The organism is Paenibacillus sp. NPDC055715 (assembly GCF_053617595.1).
In genome coordinates, this window is sequence record NZ_JBSHGA010000003.1 from 71365 (window position 1) to 91926 (window position 20562).

The window sequence follows — 20562 nt, forward strand, 5'->3', positions numbered from 1 at the left end:
TGGTGTTGCCGTTTTTTAAACCTTTATATAGGCAAGTGCATAGAATGAAAATAAACAATGAAATGCTGAGAGGAGAATGAATATTGTACCGTAATTCAGGCTATCTATATCAATGGCATACTTCAATGCATGACTATTGGAATAACATCCGTTGGAGTAATAATTGGAATGGTCATTATTATAATGGGGTCAACACGAACGGGTATCCTTATAAATCAACAGATTATGGGCAAAGACCATTTGTAGTAAATATTGACCAAGCTACTAAGCAAAATAGTACTTACCGAACCGCTTTGTGGACTGGGAAACACTTTCAAGTAACCCTGATGAGTATTAATGTTGGAGATGATATTGGTTTAGAAGTTCATCCCACAACAGATCAATTCATACGTATTGAAGAAGGTCAGGGACTTGTTCAGATGGGTGAAAGTAAAGAACATTTGAATTTTCAAGCAATGGCCTGTGGTGGGTATGCAATTATGATACCTGCTGGAACATGGCACAATGTTACCAATACTGGAAATACTCCGCTTAAAATATACGTCATCTATGCTCCGCCTGAGCATCCATATGGTACGGTTCATGTAACAAAAGCGGATGCCATGTCTGCTGAATAAAGCCGATATTATTAATGGATCAAGTAAATGAGGTTGGAGTGGAGTACTAACGGTGAGCGTTAATTCAACAAGGGACTGCCTTATTAAAGGTGGTTCTTTTATTTATTTAAGCAATAATTACATAGCCCATTTTGAAAGGATTCGATGAGATGCAAATTACGGAACAAATCATTATAGAATGTCTAAATGAACTCCAATCGGCTGCATTAGCCAAACAGAAATATGCAGATTACTATAATGGTCAGCATGCCATTTTCAAGAACTATGCGATGCAAAAAGCCGAAGCAATCAAAAGCTCATTTTCAATTTCCCACGTAAGTTCGTGGATAATGAAGTTGGCTACCTGCTCGGTAAGCCAGTAAACTATGTGTCCAAGTCAGATCAGGATGAAGCCATACATAATATAGATGTACATATGAACCATTGGGATAAGGAGCATAATCTACAGCTTCGAAAACAATCCGAAATCTTTGGTGAGAGTTTTGAGTTGAACTACATTGATTCGGATGGTCAGTTTTCAGCCACCGTATTATCCCCTTTGAATGCCTATGTGTTGGAGGATGGAACAGCAGAACGAAATGTATTGCTTGGCTTACATAAATTTACGAGACGGTTTGATAAGCAAGTATATTTGGACGTGTATTCCTCCATGAGATTCTACACTATACAATCGGCAGCGATGACAAACCCATTCAAATGAGACAAAACCAATCACTCGAACTGAAATATATCGGAAAACATAATCACATCTTTGGAAGAGTACCACTCATCTCCTGTCTAGCCAATACGGAGAGAAAAAGTGGCTTCCAAGATGTGATTTCTTTATTTGATGCCTATAACGCTTTGAACTCTGATTTGGTCAATGAAATCGTAGATCATCGCAACGCCTATCTCGTGATTGAGAATGCCAAGCTGGAGGCCGAGGACTTATTAAATATGAAGAAGATGGGCATTATTCAGGTTCCGGCTGGAGGAAAGGTAAGTTGGCTTACGAAGGAGATTAATGATTCTTTTGTAAAAAATGAGTTGGACAATATTGAACGCAAAATCTTCGACATGATGGATCAGGTCAATTTTAATGAAAACTGGGCCAGCAATACGTCTTCCTTGGCGCTGAGAAATAAGCTGCTGAATTTGGAGAATCGAGTGGCAATGAGGGAAGCTTTGATGGAAAAGGCAATCAAGCAGTGTCTACGAAATTTCTTTACGTTCCTGCATATCAAAGAAGGCGTTCAATATGTTTATCGGGATATCGCCGTGAAGTTTACTCGTAACTTGCCGACAGACTTGGTGGGGATGGCTGATGTGATCGTTAAATTGCAGCAAGTGGTCTCACAGGAAACATTGCTAACACTGTTACCGTTTGTAGAGAATCCCAAGCTGGAATTCAATAAATTTCATGCAGAACAGCAGCGATTAATTGCTGCGGATAAGGAGGTATCAGATGCAGAATAAAAATAGTATCAAGAGGCTCGTGAAGAATAGCTGTGCTTGTTATCTTGGAGCTAAGTACGTCATCTCCAATTATTGCTGTTTACAAGATAGACCATGTGTATTTTTCGCTCAAGATGATGGTCTGCCCCGTTGTACCTATTTTGAAAATGGAGTGCTGCCGATGAACGAGAAGCCGGAACGAGAATATACGTCTGAGCGGAATGTGAAGACTGAGTTTAAAACAGCGCAACCGAGGGTGAACTGTCAGAAATGTGGGGCTGCATTTTCAGCTCATTCGAATCGGCAAAAATACTGTGAGAAATGTAGAGATAAGAATGCGAATGAAAAGACGAAATTGCGGATGCGTCAGATGAGGAAAAAACAGGCTTGATGTTACGCTTTAGAGGTTTAAAAAGCCCAATAAACTAAGGGTGAAAAACAACCCAAAATGAGGAGTTGGTATGTTTGTACCTTTTCCTCGTTTTTGTGATTTCTAAAGCGTAACATCCCTGTCCTGAGCATGACATTAAACAGCTCAAACATACATAAGCGTGTTCGGTTCTGAGGAGTCGGATGGGCACTAAAGGAGATTAACGAAAATGAAATTGGAACAAATAAAGCAGTTGATTGAAGAAAACCAAACAAACGAGGAATGGAAAACGTATCTTCAGGGTTTGAATCCGTATAGCGTAGAAGGGATAGAGCAATATATCCAATCTAATCAGCAAGCAAAAAGTTGGTTCGATAGCACAGTGGACAAACGATCAGCTAAATCCTTGGAAACGTGGAAAGCCAATCATTTGGAAAGTGCAGTGGACGCTGAGATCAAGAAGCGATTCTCGGCTAAGGATGAGAAAGAAATAGAAGTTGAGAAGCTACGAGCCGAAGTCGAAAATATGAAGCTGGAGAAGCAGCGTGAGCGGTTAACTAGCCAAGCGATCAAAATTGCATCCGAAAAGAAACTTCCACTCCCGTTAGTGGATTTTTTTATTGGTACAGATGAAGACACAACGACAGCGAATTTAGGTATGTTGGAACAATCGTTACAACTGGCAATTCAACAGCAAGTCGAGCAACGACTCAAAGGAGATGGCTATACACCTCTGGCTGGTTCAACAGGTAGCACATTTACATTGGATTCGATCAAAGGAATGTCCCAAAACGAGATTAATCAGCATTGGGATCAAGTCAAACAAGCATTAAAAAACAAATAATAATCAATAGAAAAGGACAGGATGTGGATCGGCTACACTCTTCTAGACAGAAAAATTGTGGTCTAATATAGTAGACTACAGATGAACTCTAGAAGGAGCGAACGGACATGAAAAAAAGGAAAGACGTACCTTTAGCACTGAATTTAAAGCACAGATGGTTCAACTCTATCAGAGTGGCAAACCACGCAAGGATATCATTTAAGAATATGATTTGAATCCTTCATCGTTAGATAAATGGGTGAAACAGAGTTCCACATCTGGATCCTTTAAAGAGAAAGACAACCGAACTCCAGAGGAATTAGAACTCATCGAACTTCGAAAACAGAACAAGCAACTGCTCATGGAGAATGACATTTTAAAGCAAGCCGCGCTGATCATGGGACGAAAGTAAATGTCATTCGCCAGAATAAACATAAATACTCGGTATCAGCCATGTGCGACGTCCTAAAACTCCCTAGAAGCACGTATTATTATGAAGAAAACAAAGTGGAAGTGACATCGGAGGATGAGCTTCCCTCCCTGATTCTGGACATTTTTCAAAGCAGCCGCCAAAACTACGGTACGCGTAAGAAGAGCTGTACCAGCAAGGCCTTACGGTATCCAGGCGGAGAATTGGACGAATCATGAAGGAACTCGGGTTGGTTTCCTCGTATACAGTCGCCCAGTACAAGCCTCATCCCACGAGATGCAATGAAGCCAAGCAAGCGAATGTATTGGACCGAAAATTTGAACAAGAGCAGGCGTTATCTGTTGTCGTAAGCGATCTGACGTACGTACGAGTGGGTTCATATTGGAACTACGTATGCTTCTTTGTAGATCTGTTTAACCGCGAGATGATCGGCTACAGCTTGGCCCCCATAAGGATGCCAAGCTGGTTTACCGTGCTTTGGCTTCAATTAAGGGCAACCTGAATGACATTCAGCTCTTCCACATCGACCGAGGAAATGAATTCAAGAATAAGCTCATTGACGATGCGCTGGAGGCTTTTCAGATTAAACGTTCTTTGAGCATGAAAGGCTGTCCCTATGACAATGCCGTTGCGGAAGCCACTTTTAAAATTTTCAAAAACGGAGTTTGTGAAGAAACGTCATTTTGAAAGTCTTGCTGAGCTAACCACAGAATTACATGACTATGTACAGTGGTTTAACCCTATTCGGATTCACGGTTCTCTGGATTACTTAAGTCCCGCTGAGTTCAAGCAGAGGCACCACAAAAAAATTGTCTAGTTTAGTGTTGACAATCCAGTATCTAATTGAAGCAGTGAAAGTAAATGAGGAGGGACAAGTTTCTATATGTACTTAAAAGAATTGGTCATCTCTTCTCATTCAAAAATAATTCGAAAGATAGATTTTCATTTAGGTGCTAATTTAATCATCGATGAAACAATTGGGAAAAGTGATGTGGAGACTGGTAATAACATTGGAAAAACTACTGTACTAGCTTTGATAGCTATGGGTGAAAAGAGTTTCTATAAAGAATTACAAAACGATCCGCGTTCAACCGACGAATCATATTTCAGAATCTCATGTATTGGGATAGGTTGCCTGAATTTGAGGACATGGAACTTGCCATGTATGTTGATCCAGCCATTAAAGCAGGGAAGAAAAATGACTATTCGGCCATTTCGATTATTGGACAGCACAGGAAGACGAAGCAAATGTATGTGATTGACGGCAACATCTATAAGCTGTTGCCGGATAGTTTGTTTCAAGTCGCTATTGAAAAATTAAAGCTTTACCCTGTAGATAAGCTGGGTTTTGAAGTGAATCAGGCACAAAGCTATATGAAGCAAAAGTTTGAAAAAGAGTTATGGAAAGCGAAGATACATACGCCCGTAGAAAGTGTGCATTCCAGAGGGCAGAAGCATGAACGCATTATGAGCTTGGAGCCGGAAGTGAAGAAGGGTCATATTCTGTTCAATGCAGATAACCTCAGATATAACCATCAGGTGAAAGACTACAATCGGAATTGTACATATGATGATGCGCCAGATAGTTTATATGGGGCTGTTCAATTGATTCAGTCTGTGAAGAGTTTGAGGTTTTATGATCGTAGTTTGTTGTTTTGAGGGTTTTGTCGGATACTCATTCTTTATTATGATGGAATCTCGTTAAGACTAACGGTAGGAAATCGAAACAAATTTTATCCATTTGCGTATTAATATGGGGGATTTACTGCGTAACGAATTTAACCAAAAAAGGAGCTGTTATTTATGAAAAAAGCATTCTTTGGGGTTTTTCTTGCAATCTTTTTATTTATTTCATCGTCAACTACTTATGCAGCAGAAAATCAAATCAAAGTTGACGGTGTAGCTATTGCATCCGATGTGAAGCCCGAAATGAAGAACAAACGTTCAATGGTACCTCTGCGTGTTATTAGTGAAAGTTTGGGGGCTAGGGTCGAATGGTCCAATTCCGAGATTATTCTCACAAAAAGCGATATGAAAGTAATATTAACACTGAACAGTAGTACAGCAGAGAAAAACGGTAAAAAGATGCTGCTTGATGTTAAACCTTACATGAAAAATAATCACATATATGTTCCACTTCGTTTTATTGCAGAGACGTTTGGATGCCATGTCAATTACAGCAACTTTGCAGTGACTGTCGATACTGAACCATTGTTTATAGATGGTGTACAAGTAAAAGCATTGCAACATGAATACCGTATGACTTTGGGTGGCGTAGTTCAGCAGATTAATGGAAATGCATATAACAAAACAATTTATGATATTTTTGTAAAAAACAAAGGTAAGAAGGTCAAAGCACCTGCAAACTACTCTTGGAGCGTCTCAATTGACACACTTGGGTCCTATTATAAAAATGCACAATATGATTTTCTAGATCAAAAAGGAAAAAGCGTAGTTCGTTTTGACGTTTATTCTTTAATTAGTCCTGTTCCATCTGAACTTTCAACAAAATATCCAGAGATTTTGATACATGACGTATCTAAAGATGAGTGGTATTTGTTTAACGATATCGGAAGAAAGTCCATTTATCAGTTAATTGATACCGCTGATAAGAACGGTTTTCTGAAGGTTATAAGTAATACAGTTGTATAATGTGTTTTTTCTTTATTACACTAACGGGCAGAATAATGAAAGAAGAGCAAGAAGTTATCGTTACTGATATCACTTGTTCTTCTTTTTTTAATTTTCTATGTTTGACATAAAGCCTCGAACAAGTAGCACTTACAAAACTATAAAGGTTTTATAGGTACACATATTTCGCAAAAATCGTTGTTAATCATATTACCAGTGTATTTTTCTAAAATCGCTTTGTTGTCCATTTGAAAATTCTTTGAAATGACAATACATGCATCATATCTACAGTTTTCAGGAAGTGTTGTATCAGGGTTATCTTGTGGAATTCCAAGTATTATTGCAGATTCAGTAAGTAGATTGTTCTCCTCAGCCCATTTTTTTAACTTTTTCATGGCTTGAATATTGGCAGGACCATATGGGCCAATTTGTCGCACATAGGCAATGCGATATTTTGGAAGCGTTTCGACTTTCATGTTCATAGTTTCTTTTTCCTTTCTTCAATAAGATATGCTACATTTCGGATGCTATCATGATATAAAAATATATTCATTTGTTTTTTTAAAACTAATCATTTCCTTATCCAAGAAGGAACTACCTAACTAGGTGGTTATTTATTTAAGACGGATTGTAATATGAAGTGCGACACCTGCTGGAAATCAATAAAAAAGGGCCCATGGCCTGATTCGTGTAGAATGAAAGTTACCACACCAGCATTCACACAAGGAGAATCAGTCCATGAGTTATTCACATCTTAGCCTAATCGAACGAAGCAAGCTAGAAATCCTGCATCAGCAGGGGAAAAGTGCAAGAGCGATTGCCAAAGAACTGGGCAGGCACCATGCGACCATTAGTCGCGAACTCCAACGCCATAACGAGCAAAAGGCGTATCATGCCGAGCGCTCTCAAGAGAGCTACCACCAGTGACGTAAGGCCTCGATCCCTGCCGGGAAGTGGACTGCTGAGCAGGCGGCGGCCATCGAAGAGAAGCTTCAGACGACCTGGTCTCCAGAGCAGATCGTAGAACGGTTGCGTCAGGAAGGACAGCGTGTGGTGTGTTTCAAAACCATTTATCGCTGTCTGTATGCAGGCCTTTTGGTGGCAGGGACTCTAACCGTACTTCGGCACAAAGGCAAGCGACAGAAGCCAGCAGAAACCCGTGGCAAGTTTACTGTAGGTAAACCCATTTCAAAACGCCCCAAAGTCGTCCGTTCTCGGGAAACGTTCGGCCATTGGGAACGGGATACCGTGGTCTCGGGCCGTGGAAAAAGTAAGGGTTGCGTAGCCACGTTCATTGAACGCAAAACGCGTCTGTATACCGCGATCAAGATGCCTGACCGCACGGCGCTATCGATGGAGATTGCCTTTGGCGTAGCAACTTCTCAGTACCCTACCGGAGCCTTCCAGACCGCTACCGCTGACCGAGGCAAGGAGTTTGCTTGTTATCCCAGCCTGGAAGCTACGCATGGCGTTCAGGTCTACTTTGCTGATCCTTACTCGTCCTGGCAGCGGGGCTCAAATGAGAATGCCAATGGCTTGCTGCGAGAGTTCTTTCCCAAAGGGACGGATTTCGCCCAAATCACGGATGAAGCCTTGGAAAAGGCTTTCCATCTCATCAATCACAGACCACGAAAATGTTTGGGCTGGAAGACTGCTCACGAATCCTTTTCAGAAGAAATGTCGTACTTGGCTTGACAATCCGTCGTATAGAAAAATTAGAAGATTCTTTTTTTGGGATTTTACGAGGGACTGTGGAGGTTGATTGTTACAGTTTTTTGGAAAATTCATTTTTTTTAGATCATCACGTTTTTTATACTTATTTTATGAATCCTATTTATGAGAGAACTAAAGGAAACTTGAATTTATTAGAGTATGGTATCGGAGTTGATAAAAATAAAGAAATAGCTATCACCAAATCAAAAAATGGAGGCAATTGAAAGATACTCCTTCTTATTAAAAAACACTACGGATAAGGAGAATTCTATTGGCTGTGCTGCTCACTATACCAAGGAACAGGCCATTGAAAATGCAATCTCAGAACTTGTTGAAAATCATTGTTTAATATCTACCTGGTTAGAAAAAAACTGGTAATAATATTCATTTTATAGATATAGAATCGTTACCTGAAGAGTATATAAATTATATAATAGATTTATGTAGTTTGGGATACAAGGTGACAGTGTTGGCTAAACAATGAATTTGGTTATTATGTTTTCTTGGTGACAATTATAAAGAAATCACTAGTAAATAATATCCCTTATTTTAAAACTGGGTCTGGTGCATCCCGGGTTAAACAAGCAGCTCTTTTTAGTGCATTTTCAGAAATTTTAGTTAATCTCTATGTTGATATTAAAAATCCATATTGGCAGGAAAACCATTATTTCAAGTAGGTCCTGTTTATCATGCTGATTTCTTTAATAACTACAGGGAAAAAGATAAATACCATTATTTAATTGAAAGATACTGCTTTGATGGACAAAGTTTGACTAATTGGAATGCTATCCACTGCGAAAAAATCAAAAGAATAAATTATAGATTAATAGATATAAAACCTCCATTTATTTATAATGCTAATCTAGAAATAGTCAAATTGAAATCACCGACTTTAAAAAAATGTATTTTAATGGAGAAAAAAACTATTCAACGGTTAATGTTTTTGATATTCCACATCCCTTTTCGTAGGAGTGAGCTGAATGTTAATAAAAAAAGCAACCATAGAAGATATAGTTGGTATCAAGGAATTGGCAAAACTTGTTTGGGAGGACACTTACAAATGTATTATTCCACTTAACGTACAGCAATCTTTTTTGAAACAGGCTTACTCCGATAAAATGAGAGTTATCGAATCTTAAATACTCATTTTCATGTTGCCAATTGTGAGAACAAGATAATAGGATTTATAAATTATAATCTTTTAAAAGGTGATAATATCGTTGAATTAACGGCGTTTTACGTAAATCCTTTGTTTCAGCGTAGAGGCATTGGAAGCAGCTTGTTTGAAAAAATGATCATAGATCTTAAAGTGGGTACTGAAATATTGTGTGATGTCGAAACGGACAATCATAAAGGAAGTTCCTTTTATGTAAAAAAAGGTTTTGTGATTGAAAAACAGTTTATAGAGCCTTTCATGGGATTTGATCTTCAAACCACAAGAATGAAATATAAAGTTTAAACAGTGAATTTTCTTATATCAAGTGAGTTAACTACAAATTAGAATGCAAAGAAACGTATATCCCTTCCATCGTCTCGACACACGTGAGAGTGCGTGGTAGTAATATATCGAGATAAGAAGCATTGATGCACGAGGGATTAAGGGCAACTTGAATATGTTCCTGCATTCAAAAAAAGTTTTAGGGTTGAGTGCGGGAATATATATTATTTACTGAGCTACGTGATACCGATCTGTTATATAGATTTTCTTATAAATAAGCTTTTTAGAATGACGGATTGTCAAGCTAAGTGCGACACCTTGTTCATGAAGGCTTGGCCTATATCTTTGGTTGATCACAAATAGCTATGATTTCACACAATTTTGTAGGTCTAAAGAATCTATTTAATGTAGAATATTTAAATGTTTTGTCGAAATAACAATACATAACGTTAACATGTCGTACCATAAAAATGTAAAAATAATAAAAAAGAAAAGGAACGTTGAATTTCATGAAGATTGTTACTAATAGAAAGTGGGTAAAAGGTTTAGTTTCTTTGGTCGTATTATCTATGTTTGTGACCTTAGGTCTTTCGTCAGGATCGGTTGCTACTGCGGCTGAAAGTCAAGAGCCTGAAATGGAAAAATATCAAAGTGTTTCTCAGGATTCTATTCAAAAAATTCTAAATGACATAGCAAATGTTCCAGATGAAGTCCTAAATTCTAATGATGCGACGACTATTAATAATTATTTTAAAAGTATAGGTAGCCAGGTAAGAGTGACAGACTCCAACAATTATGAAAAGCTGGCAACTGACTCAAATGTAATTAAGCCTGCTGGAGCTTGGGAATGTGGATTAGCTATTGCGGGTTTAGTTGTGACTACTGCTATACCAATCGCTAAGATCGTAAAGATAGGTAAATTAGTTAAAAGTTTGGGTGGTGCTGTTGAAGCCGCTAAGTTAATATGGGGAGCTTCGTTTGCAAGTGAGAAGTGGAAAGCTTTAGGGGGAGCAACTAAAGATTTGGTTGCTGAATTGGCAGGAATCACATCTGTTAGCAAAGCTTGCTTTTGATGAAATATTAGGATAAATTTATAAGTAAGTTATCCTTAGTCGTAACTTAGCATTTCTTTATGATTATAAGAGCACTTTGGACAAGCTGGGGCAATCTGTTCCCCTTGCTCCATAAGTGCTTTATTCTTTTAAGCGCTAATAATCTGTTTTGAGAAAAATAGGAGGAACTTTATGGACAACTCAGTTTATTTAATAATATTCTTGCTGTTAGCACTTATATTCTCTGTCATTACAAATTATTATAATTCAAAGAAATTAAACTCATTAGAGGAAGCACTTTATGAGTCATATAGAAATAACGATGAAGTTAAATCTTTCATTGAAGAGGCTTTAACGGAGGCAACAGAAGTAGAAGCAATAAAAAGAGTCAGAACTAAGTATGGTTTATCTATTGGAAATGCAAAAAAAATAATTGATTTTTATAGAAGAAGCGAATGATATAAGGAATTTCGCGAAAAAAATACTTGGGATTCATCTGTGAGCAACTGAATCTAAAAAACCTGGATACAGGTAGCTGTTGCTTCAAAGTGAAATGTTCAAAGGAGACTATAAAATCGGATATTCGTAGTCATCCTAGATTCAGGATAATCAGGTCCTTGGTATTACTCAAGGGCTTTTTTAGTTCCATATATCCCCATTAATATGCTATAGTGTAAGAAAATAAAGAAGATTCATGCAGGTTTTAGTAGAATAATGGATTGGATCATTTCCTTGATCGTGGGTATATAGTCCTTTTATATAAGTTGAGATATTTCGATGAGGTGAAAACGGTTGGCAAGAACGTATATGCAAAAAGAAGGCAAATTGCCATGTAATTGAGAGGATTAGAACTGCTAACAGGACTTGGGGTACGCAGGGTAGATTCAAAAGTAGCAAGAGCATCGTATAATGAGGATTGAAAATTGAAATACTAGGGAGGAAGTTTTATGCATTCTAAACTACTGGTTGATGCAACTGACCTGGCTCAATGGGCCGAGAGACGAGATTCACAATCCATGCTTCCTCAACTTATATAGACTTGCCATGATTAAAATAACTGTGACCAATCAATCATAGTTATAATAAGATGGAATTGGGCTGGTACGAGGTTCTTTAGATTTCAACGTATGAGGAATTTGATTCGGCTGAATGGTTCAAGATATGAAGAAAACCTGCAAGTATGTTATATTTAACAAACGGCAATCGTGATGAACAGCAAATGTAGTGATTTTTTGAATAAAGCCACAGGGGCCGAGGAACAAGTGTGCAAAGCCTATTAATGGTGGAACCGCTACAGGATCGGATATAGATTGACTCAGATATAGAAAAGGATGAGATTATTTTGGAAAACAACGAAACTCAGCAAGAATTTGCAGAAGTATATGAGCAGCTTAAAGTTGCTGTAAACCGAACCTCCGATTGGAAAGCGCGTCTAGCTGCGGTGAATGATCTGGGCGCATGGAAGAACCAGCAGACGATTGACGTGCTGACACACCGATTGAATAATGATACCGTATATGCCGTTCAGGAAGCCGCTTACCGCAAGCTACAGGAATGGGGCGAGAAAGTAGAGCCACCCGTGCGCAAAGAGGGTAATCTCGTTAAGGGTCTGACGAAAATTCTGGTGAGGATTAAAAAAAGTCTGCCAGACGACCATACCTATAGCGATTTTCGCGAGAAACTGCACAAGATGAGAGTCGACATCTATGACGTCTATGAAGGTGACAAGGGTGCTGAGTTTGATCAGTGGCTGGAGCAAAAGTGGACTTCGTTATCCACAAGATAATGTTGGAACCCTGCAATTGAATGCATTCTAAGGATTGTTACTGGTGAGCAGACAATGCCTTAACAAGGATAGGGGGTTATCTTTGTTAAGGTCTTTTTTATCTCTTGGGAGTCGGTATATTTGTATCTTTTCCTTGTTTGTGTGATTTTTAATGTGTTACATCTTATTTAATTGCCGAATATGGGCTGCCAATTCAAATCTTCGTGCTTGTGACTCATCTGAGAATAGTTCATAGTGATATTTATCATTGAAAAATACGTCCCCATCGAGACGTTTCCCCAGTCTGATTGTCGTAATAAATTGGCCGATGTTAGGAAAAAAATAAATCTCCTTCCTTTCCATTTCATCCCTGAAAATGTCTACTAAATAGCAGTTGTATTTAGGCGTTTTTTGTCATACAATTCTTCTAATACTACGGACTCGGTCTTGGAAACAGCAAGGTTTGAACGGGGATAGGACGTGATTTCATCGTATACTTACACTTACGAAGTGTGGAATGACTCTGTAGTCATTCGATCAGCATCACGGCAGTTCGAAATATATTAATAATGTTTGGGGGGAGACGGTTTTCCGAGTCATTAACGTTTGATGATGAACATATACGAAGGGGAGCGTTCTTTTGGAATCGAAACAATTAACGAGAGGGCTAAAGCCACGGCATATTGAGCTGATTGCGCTTGGAGGTACAATTGGCGTTGGCTTATTTATGGGGTCGGCAAGTACGATAAAATGGGCGGGGCCTTCTGTACTATTGGCTTATCTCTTAGCTGGGATCATTATGTTTTTTGTCATGCGGATGATGGGTGAGATGCTGATTCTAGAACCGGTGACAGGCTCATTCGCTACTTTTGCTCATAAATATATTAGCCCTTTGGCCGGTTTTTTGACCGCTTGGAGCTATTGGTTCTTATGGGTTACTGTAGGGATGGCGGAGGTTACTGCGATTGGAGTGTACGTGGCCTATTGGTTCCCTGACATTCCGCAATGGCTGCCAGCCTTGATAGGTGTCGTCATTATTGCGTTAGCCAATTTGGCGGCTGTGAAATTTTATGGAGAATTTGAATTTTGGTTTGCCATGATTAAAGTTGTCGCCATTATCTTTATGCTGATTGTTGGCACGGGTATGATCTTCTTTGGCCTGGGGAACGGTGGGCAACCGATTGGTCTCTCCAATCTGTACAGCCATGGCGGTTTTTTTGCGGGTGGTTTGAAAGGTTTTCTATTTGCGCTCTGTATTGTAACGGCCGCTTATCAAGGTATAGAGATGGTGGGCATTACGGCGGGTGAAGCAGAAAATCCGAAAATGACGTTGCGAAAAGCCATTAAGAATATTATCTGGCGTATTCTGATTTTTTATGTCGGTGCGATCTTTGTCATTATTACGATCTATCCATGGAATCAAATTGGCGAGATCGGCAGTCCTTTCGTTCTGACCTTTGCCAAAGTAGGAATTGTTGCCGCTGCGGGCATTATTAATTTTGTTGTTCTCACAGCAGCGATGTCGGGCTGCAACAGCGGGATTTACAGTGCGGGAAGAATGTTATATACATTGTCTAAAAACGGACAGGCCCCCAAGTTCTTTGGGAAAGTATCTGAAAGCGGTGTTCCCAGAAACAGTATTATTGCGACCATTTCCTTGCTGCTGGTGGGAGTGCTGTTTAATTACTTAATGCCTGATTCCAAACTGTTCCTGTATATTTATAGCGCCAGTGTTCTTCCAGGCATGGTACCGTGGTTCGCAATGGCGATCAGCCAATTTAAATTCAGGAGAAAGTGGAAGAACGAAATGGAAGATCATCCCTTCAAGTCTCGTTTTTTCCCGATTAGCAACTACATCACCATTATCTTCTTGTTCCTAGTGATCGTTGGAATGTGGTTCAATCCAGACACGCGCACGTCATTGATTGTCGGAGCAGCATTCATGGCAATCGTCATTGCCGGCTATTTTGTCTTTGGTATGGGGAAGAGGCAGAGAATTGAAGAATTAGATAAGAAGTAGAAGGTTGCTAAATGAGCATTTTGCATAAATCCCAAGAGCGATTTCAAATTAGCAATGTATAGATCGAAACGGTTTAGTTCGTCTATATATTGTACTTTTAAGCGTTAGGAATCGAATTATGCAAAATGCTGGAATATGTAAAAATTTGCCGAGTGCCATTCAGGTTATATCCTGAGTTCGCTCGGCATTTTTACGTGAGGTTATCCTTTTCGCACAAATTGCGTAAATATAAATACAAAAAAAGTGAGAAAGGAAACGATAAAGCTAGCTAGGCCATACTATTTCGCGTTGCTTTAAACTCCGAGATGTCGGAAAATAAAAACAGGAGTCCTAAAAAAAATTGTGCAATAGTGGATGAGTGCTTAAAGGTATCCAGATATGCGAGAGAGTATTCTGTAGATATCCATTTTGTTAAATATAGATAAGTTCACCCTTCCTGATTATATTGTATATTCTAAAAATCAGATTGTGATACTTCAAATGAACATAAAAATAGAGTAGGCGTAATGTAGGTAAAGAGCTTCCTTTTTGCTTTTGCGTCAGAGAGAATAAGTGGAAAGAAGTAGTACCGAAGCTCGCAGTATAAGGAAAGTCAACGGGCAATTTGCCTATTTTCAGGGAGACAAACACGTATTGAATTCAGGAAACAACGAATTACTATAGAAGAAACTAAATATAATCAGGAGTATGGTCCCGTATTCCCTCATTTTATTTCTAATAAGATGAATTCCATAATATTGAAGATACATTTGGACTGCGAAGATAAATGAGTAAGCTCAGTGTATTTGTGCAGGTGTGAACAATAGAATGATACATAAGGAAATGAGGAAGATATCGGATGAAGGCGAAGAAGTATATTATATTGATGACGGCTGTAATGAGTTTAACCGCCATGCTGGCAGCATGTGGTGACCTCCAGAAGCAAAGTGAAGGTAAAGTTACGACCGGAGCGACAACGGCTACGTCTACAACTGCCACAGCCACACAGGCTACTAAGATGGATCTTGATGCTACGGGACAGACAAGTGTGGACGCTACGGCGAGCATTACAACAGACAATGCTGCAAAAGGTGAAGCAAAAACGTACTCAGACGTAGCTAAAACGAAGCCCGAGTAGCAAGCAGGACAAATAGGGCTAAATACGACGCAGAGCAGCTTCTTATCTTTGCGGATCGTTACGGACTGGTACGCATTTCGGATCATCCGATTCGGCGGGTTTCCGATCCAACCGGAAAAGGTAATCGTGCCAAACAACGATTCCTGGATCTGTTTCTTTTTCTTTTTGAGCGATCCTTTCACACAAACGTCAAGCTCTTGGGCGTCGATGTACCCTTACTTCATGAGACGAGTCAGTAGTTCTCGGCCAGATACGCCGAATACATCGGAAATCACGGTTCCCAGCTTCACATTGCTGGCTTCCAGAAATTTTTGAATCCGATTCTTCTCCGAGGTGAGATGCCCGATACGTTTTTTACGAAGTCGGCACAAATCTCGCATTTCACGATGGGTTTGTTAAGCATTATGGTATCTACACAAATGGAACAAAGACTCAGGGCAGCTACGGATCAGCAAAATACTGGGAAATAACATCATTCAACTTCAATGGTAGCCAAATATCTACACGTTAAATATTCATGTTTGAAATTTTTTCTCTTCTAATATTTAACTGTTAAATAGAATGATTGAAAAGATATACTGTTAATAATATGAATTTATTTGGAGGAAAGAGGTTGAGGGTATGTTGTTGAAAAAATGGCTATTATTCTGGATGATAGGTATTCTCATGGTGGCATCTGTGGCTTGGAACGGTGGAGTAACTTATGCAGATTCTTATTACGAATACGCTTGGGATAAGTACAAGGGCACGGAGATCAAGACCTACAGACTGACTCCGGTACATGGAAGAGAAGGGAAAATGGATAAGAAAAAGTTTTTTGACGCTATTAGCAAAACCCCAAATGTGTATGGGAATTTCAGCGGCTATGAAACGGGTAAAACAACAGGAGTTGTAACCAAGAGTGTAACGGATGGCATTTATAAATTTACGGTTATTGATTTTATTCGCGATCAGGAGCCTGAGGTTGTAAAGTATATAAATCCCAGAGGTGGTATTCCTCATAGATGGAACGGAACTAGTGATATTCGAATTTTTATGAGAGGGTCAGAAGCAACTTCTTTGGCGAAACTGTTTTATGAGGGAACACCAAGTGAAGGACGATATCAATTTAATGCTAACGCTGTCTATTTAGTTACTTTCTGGTCCAGTACAGTAAGACCTATCAGTGGGATGTCTGCTGAAGCGCTAATCGAGGAAGGAACACCTACGTTTATAAATCGACAGCTTGTAGGTCAAATAAAAGATAAAGATCCCGCTGCTTATCCGCAAAATGGAACTTTAAATGGATATTATTATGTTTATAAGGGTTCTAAGTATATAGAAGAATAAAAGAGAAAACGGGATTTAAATAGTAGACTCTACATGATAAGAGATAACATTTTGTATTCTCCATGCCAAATGCGGATACAAGATGTTACCTCTTGTATAAACATCTGGTTACCAATGAAGACCATTGTTAAGTAATTGGGATATACAGCTTTAGAAACATATGAATGAATGAGAACAGAATTGCAAGAACTACTTTTTTTTACTGTCCTTATTCAATCTTGGAGAGATTATTCCGATAGTTTAAATATATACAGTTTTTTGTTAATAGAAATGGAAATTCGTTTGAAAACAAAAGGGTTATCTTCAAAGTTGAAACAGAGGAACAGGTGAAAGTGACCCAATGCTATCTCGTAAAGGAGGTGTAATGGTCTAAAATAATGAGATGTGAAAAAAAGTTCAAACGAATGAGGCAATACATGGCTGGTTTACTGGCTGTTTGGTTGTTCTGTATACATACTGTGCCTGTTTTTGCAGTTAGGGCCTTTAACGATATTGAACATTCCTACGCAGCGGATGCGATTGAGGCCATGGCTGCTCAAGGTTATGTTACGGGTTATCAGGATGGTAGTTTTCGACCTGTACAGTTTATTTCACGGCAGGAATGGGCTAGCATCTTTGCTAAAACCTTAAAACGTACACCTAATGACAAAGACGTTATTTCTTTTCGTGATGTGTCTTCCTGGGCTTTACCTTATGTTCAGATCTTGCAGAAAGAGAACATTACTAAAGGAATTGGTGATCAATTATTTGGTGCCAAGCACAATATGACTCGTCAGGATATGGCCGTTTGGTATGCTAGGTATTTTGGTATTTCTGAAGATACCCGTTCTGTCGGTATATCCAGTTTTGTGGATCAATCTAATATATCAGACTATGCACAAACGAGCGCGTGGCTGATGGAGCGATTAGAGCTGATAGAGGGGGATACGAATCATTATTTCCACCCCAAAAAATTTGTGACACGACAAGATGCCACGTTGGTTGCTTACCGGGTATGGCTAGGCGGTGACGATCTGAGAGAGCGTGCCAAGCATTTGCTGGAATCATTAGGAAACGGAGCTGTGACGACGAATCAGCCGTCAAGCCTGCCGGAACCGAAGAAAGTAGCGGTCGACTTGGCACCGGAAATTAGTCACCAACGTGTGAATCCGGAAATCGAGGAGCCTAAAAGTCACAGTCCAAGGACCGATTCACCGCCAGATCATTCTTCGGATTTTGTAGCGGATGAAGTAGTAATCAAGGCGCCGGAGTTGGTAAATCAACCGGAAACGTATCCTTCGTATCAGCTGTCCTTTGAGCTCTACAATAAAGGGCGCTTGGTAAGCATTCCCGATGTCAGCCTCACAAGTGTCACTTACAAATTTAGTGATACATTAGGTGTTTTTGATGAGCATGGGAAAATCGCGCATTCCGAAAATATTCCTGCTGCAGATGGTATTATTCCTGTCGAGTTGGAAGTCACCATTGCCAAGCCCCATCGGGTACTTAAAGCACAGACCCAGCTGATCGTGAAAGGGAAGGCTCCTCCAGTAGAGGATCCAAGTGCAATTGTAGCAGATGAGGTAGTAATCAAGGCGCCGGAGTTGGTAAATCAACCGGAAACGTATCCTTCGTATCAGCTGTCCTTTGAGCTCTACAATAAAGGGCGCTTGGTAAGCATTCCCGATGTCAGCGTCACAAGTGTCACTTACAAATTTAGTGATACATTAGGTGTTTTTGATGAGCATGGGAAAATCGCGCATTCCGAAAATATTCCTGCTTCAGATGGTATTATTCCTGTCGAGTTGGAAGTCACCATTGCCAAGCCCCATCGGGTACTTAAAGCACAGACCCAGCTGATCGTGAAAGGGAAGGCTCCTCCAGTAGAGGATCCAAGTGCAATTGAAGCGGATGAGGTAGTAATCAAGGCGCCGGAGTTGGTAAATCAACCGGAAACGTATCCTTCGTATCAGCTGTCCTTTGAGCTCTACAATAAAGGGCGCTTGGTAAGCATTCCCGATGTCAGCGTCACAAGTGTCACTTACAAATTTAGTGATACATTAGGTGTTTTTGATGAGCATGGGAAAATCGCGCATTCCGAAAATATTCCTGCTTCAGATGGTATTATTCCTGTCGAGTTGGAAGTCACCATTGCCAAGCCTTATCAGGTGCTAAAAGCACAGGTCCAACTGATTGTGAAAGGAAAAACTCCTCCGGTAGAGGACCCGAGTGTAATCAGGTCCGTATACTTGGCGACGTACACCATTTCACAGGCCGCTACTCTAGACCCTGCAGCCTGGAGTATGCCCTACGTATTTCATAATGCCAAGGGAGAGGTCATACCGCCCGGTTTGTTGCCGTCAGACTTGAAGCTTCGGATAGAGGATTCCACGGGAATATTTGACGAGGATGGACATATTGCCAATCTGCATCTGATTCCGGCAGTGGACTCTGTCATTCCATTCAAGATCGAGGTTGAATCACCATCTCAGGGAATTCACTTCATATCCGATGCCGAGTTAACTGTAGTACCCGGAAAACGCAAAAAGCAATATTTTGCTGTCTCCATAGTACTGCAGGGAAGTAAGGAAGTGGGCGAAACGACCACGGTAGACGAAATTAAGCAAGCTCGTCAATTGCTGATGAATCACTTTGGCCCCAACTTAAAAGTGACCTGGGCTATGCAAAATGAATTTGTTTTTTACATTGAGAATCGCCCGCAGCTTAAACAGGTTTTTGAATACGTGGATCAGTATGGCGATGAAGTCGGGATTATGGACGGGGATGCGAATAACAAGTTTAATCTTCATAGTTGGGAAGATCGGGAGGCCGAGTGGTTGTATATGTATCGTTATACTGCACTCAATGAGCTGCACCAAGGCGGTACGTTGGGATCACCTTCGGTGTTTGAAAGCATGGATACAGACCAGTATCGGAAGTATCTGCCTAAATCATTGTCCACCTATACGGTTAATCCTGAGCAGGCCCAATGGCTTAAAGATCATTATAAGATCACTTCAGCCATGGGGTGGTCGGCTACACAGTATAATGTTAACGACATATATGGTGAGGGTTCACCTTTGATGCCTTACTGGTCCAATAAGGATAATCCGATTGTTCCCGCACAGGGGCTTACCGATAATAGCGGTACCGTGTTTATGAACTCGGTTACGATTGATCCCATTGGATCACGCTATACAGAAGGTTCCTCACGCTGGACGCTCGCACCAGGTGACCCAAATATGAATGAAAAAACGGATGCGGCACCACAACTGTATATAGCACAGCAATATCTGGATAATCCTTATCAACGCTTAAATACGGTAAACTACATGTCCATTATTCTGGACATCCACTCGTTTGCCACAAAACCACACCTGTCTCAAATATGGGATAACTTTGTGAATCACTTCCCTGCTGACCGTGAGGTCGAAATTGTGGGAGTGGACGGGCTGAAGCAGATTTATGAATCGTCAGCTGGATCGAATAATGATCATTCGAAATTTTCACTCATGTTTAGGGGCTCCGGCATTGCTACGGGCTCCAATAATTCGCCGGCCAATCTGCGTTACTTGTGGACAGAAAACGCCTCACAGCGGATCATTTTATCCAGGGAGGATGGAGATGCGGCATGGTCCATTATTGATTTTACGGACTATACCCGCAGTCCGGTTCCCAAGATGCCGTACGGCAAGGTGAAATCGAAAGTGGATGTAAGCTATGTCACCGGAAGGAACTTCAAGCTAAATCCTACGGCTCCGTTAACAGCAGATGAAATTCAGCGCGTAAAAGATCGTTTGAAGGAGATTTATTTCTCAGAAAAAGTGAACTATCAGTAAGAACA

The 20562-nt window shown here is 40.1% G+C and carries 19 protein-coding genes and 3 pseudogenes; 20 read left to right on the plus strand and 2 right to left on the minus strand.

The window, feature by feature from the left end:
• Window positions 1-83: 83 nt before the first annotated feature.
• The 8 genes and pseudogenes from ACWGOO_RS07290 to ACWGOO_RS07325 all read left to right on the plus strand — a co-directional run bounded on the left by ACWGOO_RS07290 (window position 84) and on the right by ACWGOO_RS07325 (window position 6326).
• Complete coding sequence (locus tag ACWGOO_RS07290) at window positions 84-617, plus strand: cupin domain-containing protein (RefSeq protein ID WP_452482119.1); 534 nt, start codon at window positions 84-86, stop codon at window positions 615-617.
• A gap of 322 nt (window positions 618-939) precedes the next feature.
• Window positions 940-1317 carry a phage portal protein gene (locus tag ACWGOO_RS07295; protein WP_452482120.1) on the plus strand — a complete coding sequence of 126 codons (378 nt, stop codon included), beginning with the start codon at window positions 940-942 and terminating at the stop codon, window positions 1315-1317.
• The gene (locus ACWGOO_RS07300) at window positions 1314-2072 is read left to right on the plus strand and encodes a phage portal protein (RefSeq protein WP_452482121.1); all 759 of its coding nucleotides are present in this window, start codon (window positions 1314-1316) and stop codon (window positions 2070-2072) included. The genes ACWGOO_RS07295 and ACWGOO_RS07300 overlap by 4 nt, the downstream gene beginning before the upstream one ends.
• Entirely contained in the window at window positions 2062-2442 is a 381-nt protein-coding gene (locus ACWGOO_RS07305; protein WP_452482122.1) for a hypothetical protein, read from the plus strand. Before ACWGOO_RS07300 ends, ACWGOO_RS07305 begins: the two co-directional genes overlap by 11 nt.
• A 208-nt stretch (window positions 2443-2650) precedes the next feature.
• A complete protein-coding gene (locus ACWGOO_RS07310) occupies window positions 2651-3265 on the plus strand; it encodes a DUF4355 domain-containing protein (protein WP_452482123.1) in 615 nt (204 codons plus the stop codon).
• Between the two features lie 154 nt (window positions 3266-3419).
• A pseudogene (locus ACWGOO_RS07315) lies at window positions 3420-4491 on the plus strand (IS3 family transposase).
• A 332-nt stretch (window positions 4492-4823) separates the two neighbouring features.
• Window positions 4824-5333, plus strand: coding sequence for a phage terminase large subunit (terL, locus tag ACWGOO_RS07320; protein WP_452482124.1), 510 nt, complete (start codon window positions 4824-4826; stop codon window positions 5331-5333).
• A 144-nt stretch (window positions 5334-5477) separates the two neighbouring features.
• On the plus strand, window positions 5478-6326 hold the full coding sequence (locus tag ACWGOO_RS07325) for a copper amine oxidase N-terminal domain-containing protein (protein ID WP_452482125.1): 849 nt from the start codon (window positions 5478-5480) through the stop codon (window positions 6324-6326).
• Window positions 6327-6463: 137 nt separating this feature from the next.
• Here the strand turns inward: ACWGOO_RS07325 and ACWGOO_RS07330 are convergent, their stop codons facing one another.
• The gene (locus ACWGOO_RS07330; RefSeq protein ID WP_452482126.1) at window positions 6464-6787 is read right to left on the minus strand and encodes an AraC family transcriptional regulator; all 324 of its coding nucleotides are present in this window, start codon (window positions 6785-6787) and stop codon (window positions 6464-6466) included.
• A gap of 256 nt (window positions 6788-7043) precedes the next feature.
• On the opposite strand from ACWGOO_RS07330, the pseudogene ACWGOO_RS07335 reads away from it, so the two are divergent.
• The 10 genes and pseudogenes from ACWGOO_RS07335 (at window position 7044) to ACWGOO_RS07380 (ending at window position 15410) form a co-directional block, all read left to right on the plus strand.
• Window positions 7044-8000: pseudogene (locus ACWGOO_RS07335) on the plus strand (IS30 family transposase).
• Window positions 7997-8242 (plus strand): hypothetical protein, encoded by a 246-nt coding sequence (locus tag ACWGOO_RS07340; protein WP_452482127.1) that lies wholly within the window; start codon window positions 7997-7999, stop codon window positions 8240-8242. The pseudogene ACWGOO_RS07335 and the gene ACWGOO_RS07340 overlap by 4 nt, the downstream one beginning before the upstream one ends.
• The gene (locus ACWGOO_RS07345; RefSeq protein WP_452482128.1) at window positions 8229-8396 is read left to right on the plus strand and encodes a hypothetical protein; all 168 of its coding nucleotides are present in this window, start codon (window positions 8229-8231) and stop codon (window positions 8394-8396) included. The genes ACWGOO_RS07340 and ACWGOO_RS07345 overlap by 14 nt, the downstream gene beginning before the upstream one ends.
• Window positions 8397-8667: 271 nt before the next feature.
• Window positions 8668-9096 (plus strand): hypothetical protein, encoded by a 429-nt coding sequence (locus ACWGOO_RS07350; protein ID WP_452482129.1) that lies wholly within the window; start codon window positions 8668-8670, stop codon window positions 9094-9096.
• 54 nt (window positions 9097-9150) lie between these two features.
• Window positions 9151-9477: a GNAT family N-acetyltransferase gene (locus ACWGOO_RS07355; RefSeq protein WP_452482483.1), complete on the plus strand. Its 327-nt coding sequence runs from the start codon at window positions 9151-9153 to the stop codon at window positions 9475-9477.
• Window positions 9478-9965: 488 nt separating this feature from the next.
• Window positions 9966-10529: a hypothetical protein gene (locus ACWGOO_RS07360; RefSeq protein ID WP_452482130.1), complete on the plus strand. Its 564-nt coding sequence runs from the start codon at window positions 9966-9968 to the stop codon at window positions 10527-10529.
• Between the two features lie 171 nt (window positions 10530-10700).
• On the plus strand, window positions 10701-10967 hold the full coding sequence (locus tag ACWGOO_RS07365) for a hypothetical protein (protein ID WP_452482131.1): 267 nt from the start codon (window positions 10701-10703) through the stop codon (window positions 10965-10967).
• An 883-nt stretch (window positions 10968-11850) separates the two neighbouring features.
• Window positions 11851-12294: a HEAT repeat domain-containing protein gene (locus ACWGOO_RS07370; protein ID WP_452482132.1), complete on the plus strand. Its 444-nt coding sequence runs from the start codon at window positions 11851-11853 to the stop codon at window positions 12292-12294.
• 619 nt (window positions 12295-12913) lie between these two features.
• On the plus strand, window positions 12914-14293 hold the full coding sequence (locus ACWGOO_RS07375; RefSeq protein WP_452482133.1) for an amino acid permease: 1380 nt from the start codon (window positions 12914-12916) through the stop codon (window positions 14291-14293).
• An 838-nt stretch (window positions 14294-15131) separates the two neighbouring features.
• The gene (locus tag ACWGOO_RS07380) at window positions 15132-15410 is read left to right on the plus strand and encodes a hypothetical protein (RefSeq protein ID WP_452482134.1); all 279 of its coding nucleotides are present in this window, start codon (window positions 15132-15134) and stop codon (window positions 15408-15410) included.
• Window positions 15411-15529: 119 nt separating this feature from the next.
• Here the strand turns inward: ACWGOO_RS07380 and ACWGOO_RS07385 are convergent.
• Window positions 15530-15796, minus strand: a pseudogene (locus ACWGOO_RS07385) (IS110 family transposase); the annotation flags it as partial.
• Between the two features lie 235 nt (window positions 15797-16031).
• Between ACWGOO_RS07385 and ACWGOO_RS07390 the strand changes: the two are divergent.
• Together ACWGOO_RS07390 and ACWGOO_RS07395 are read left to right on the plus strand one after the other, a co-directional pair.
• A complete protein-coding gene (locus ACWGOO_RS07390) occupies window positions 16032-16739 on the plus strand; it encodes a hypothetical protein (protein ID WP_452482135.1) in 708 nt (235 codons plus the stop codon).
• Window positions 16740-17116: 377 nt separating this feature from the next.
• The gene (locus ACWGOO_RS07395; protein WP_452482136.1) at window positions 17117-20557 is read left to right on the plus strand and encodes an S-layer homology domain-containing protein; all 3441 of its coding nucleotides are present in this window, start codon (window positions 17117-17119) and stop codon (window positions 20555-20557) included.
• The last annotated feature ends 5 nt before the right edge of the window (window positions 20558-20562 follow it).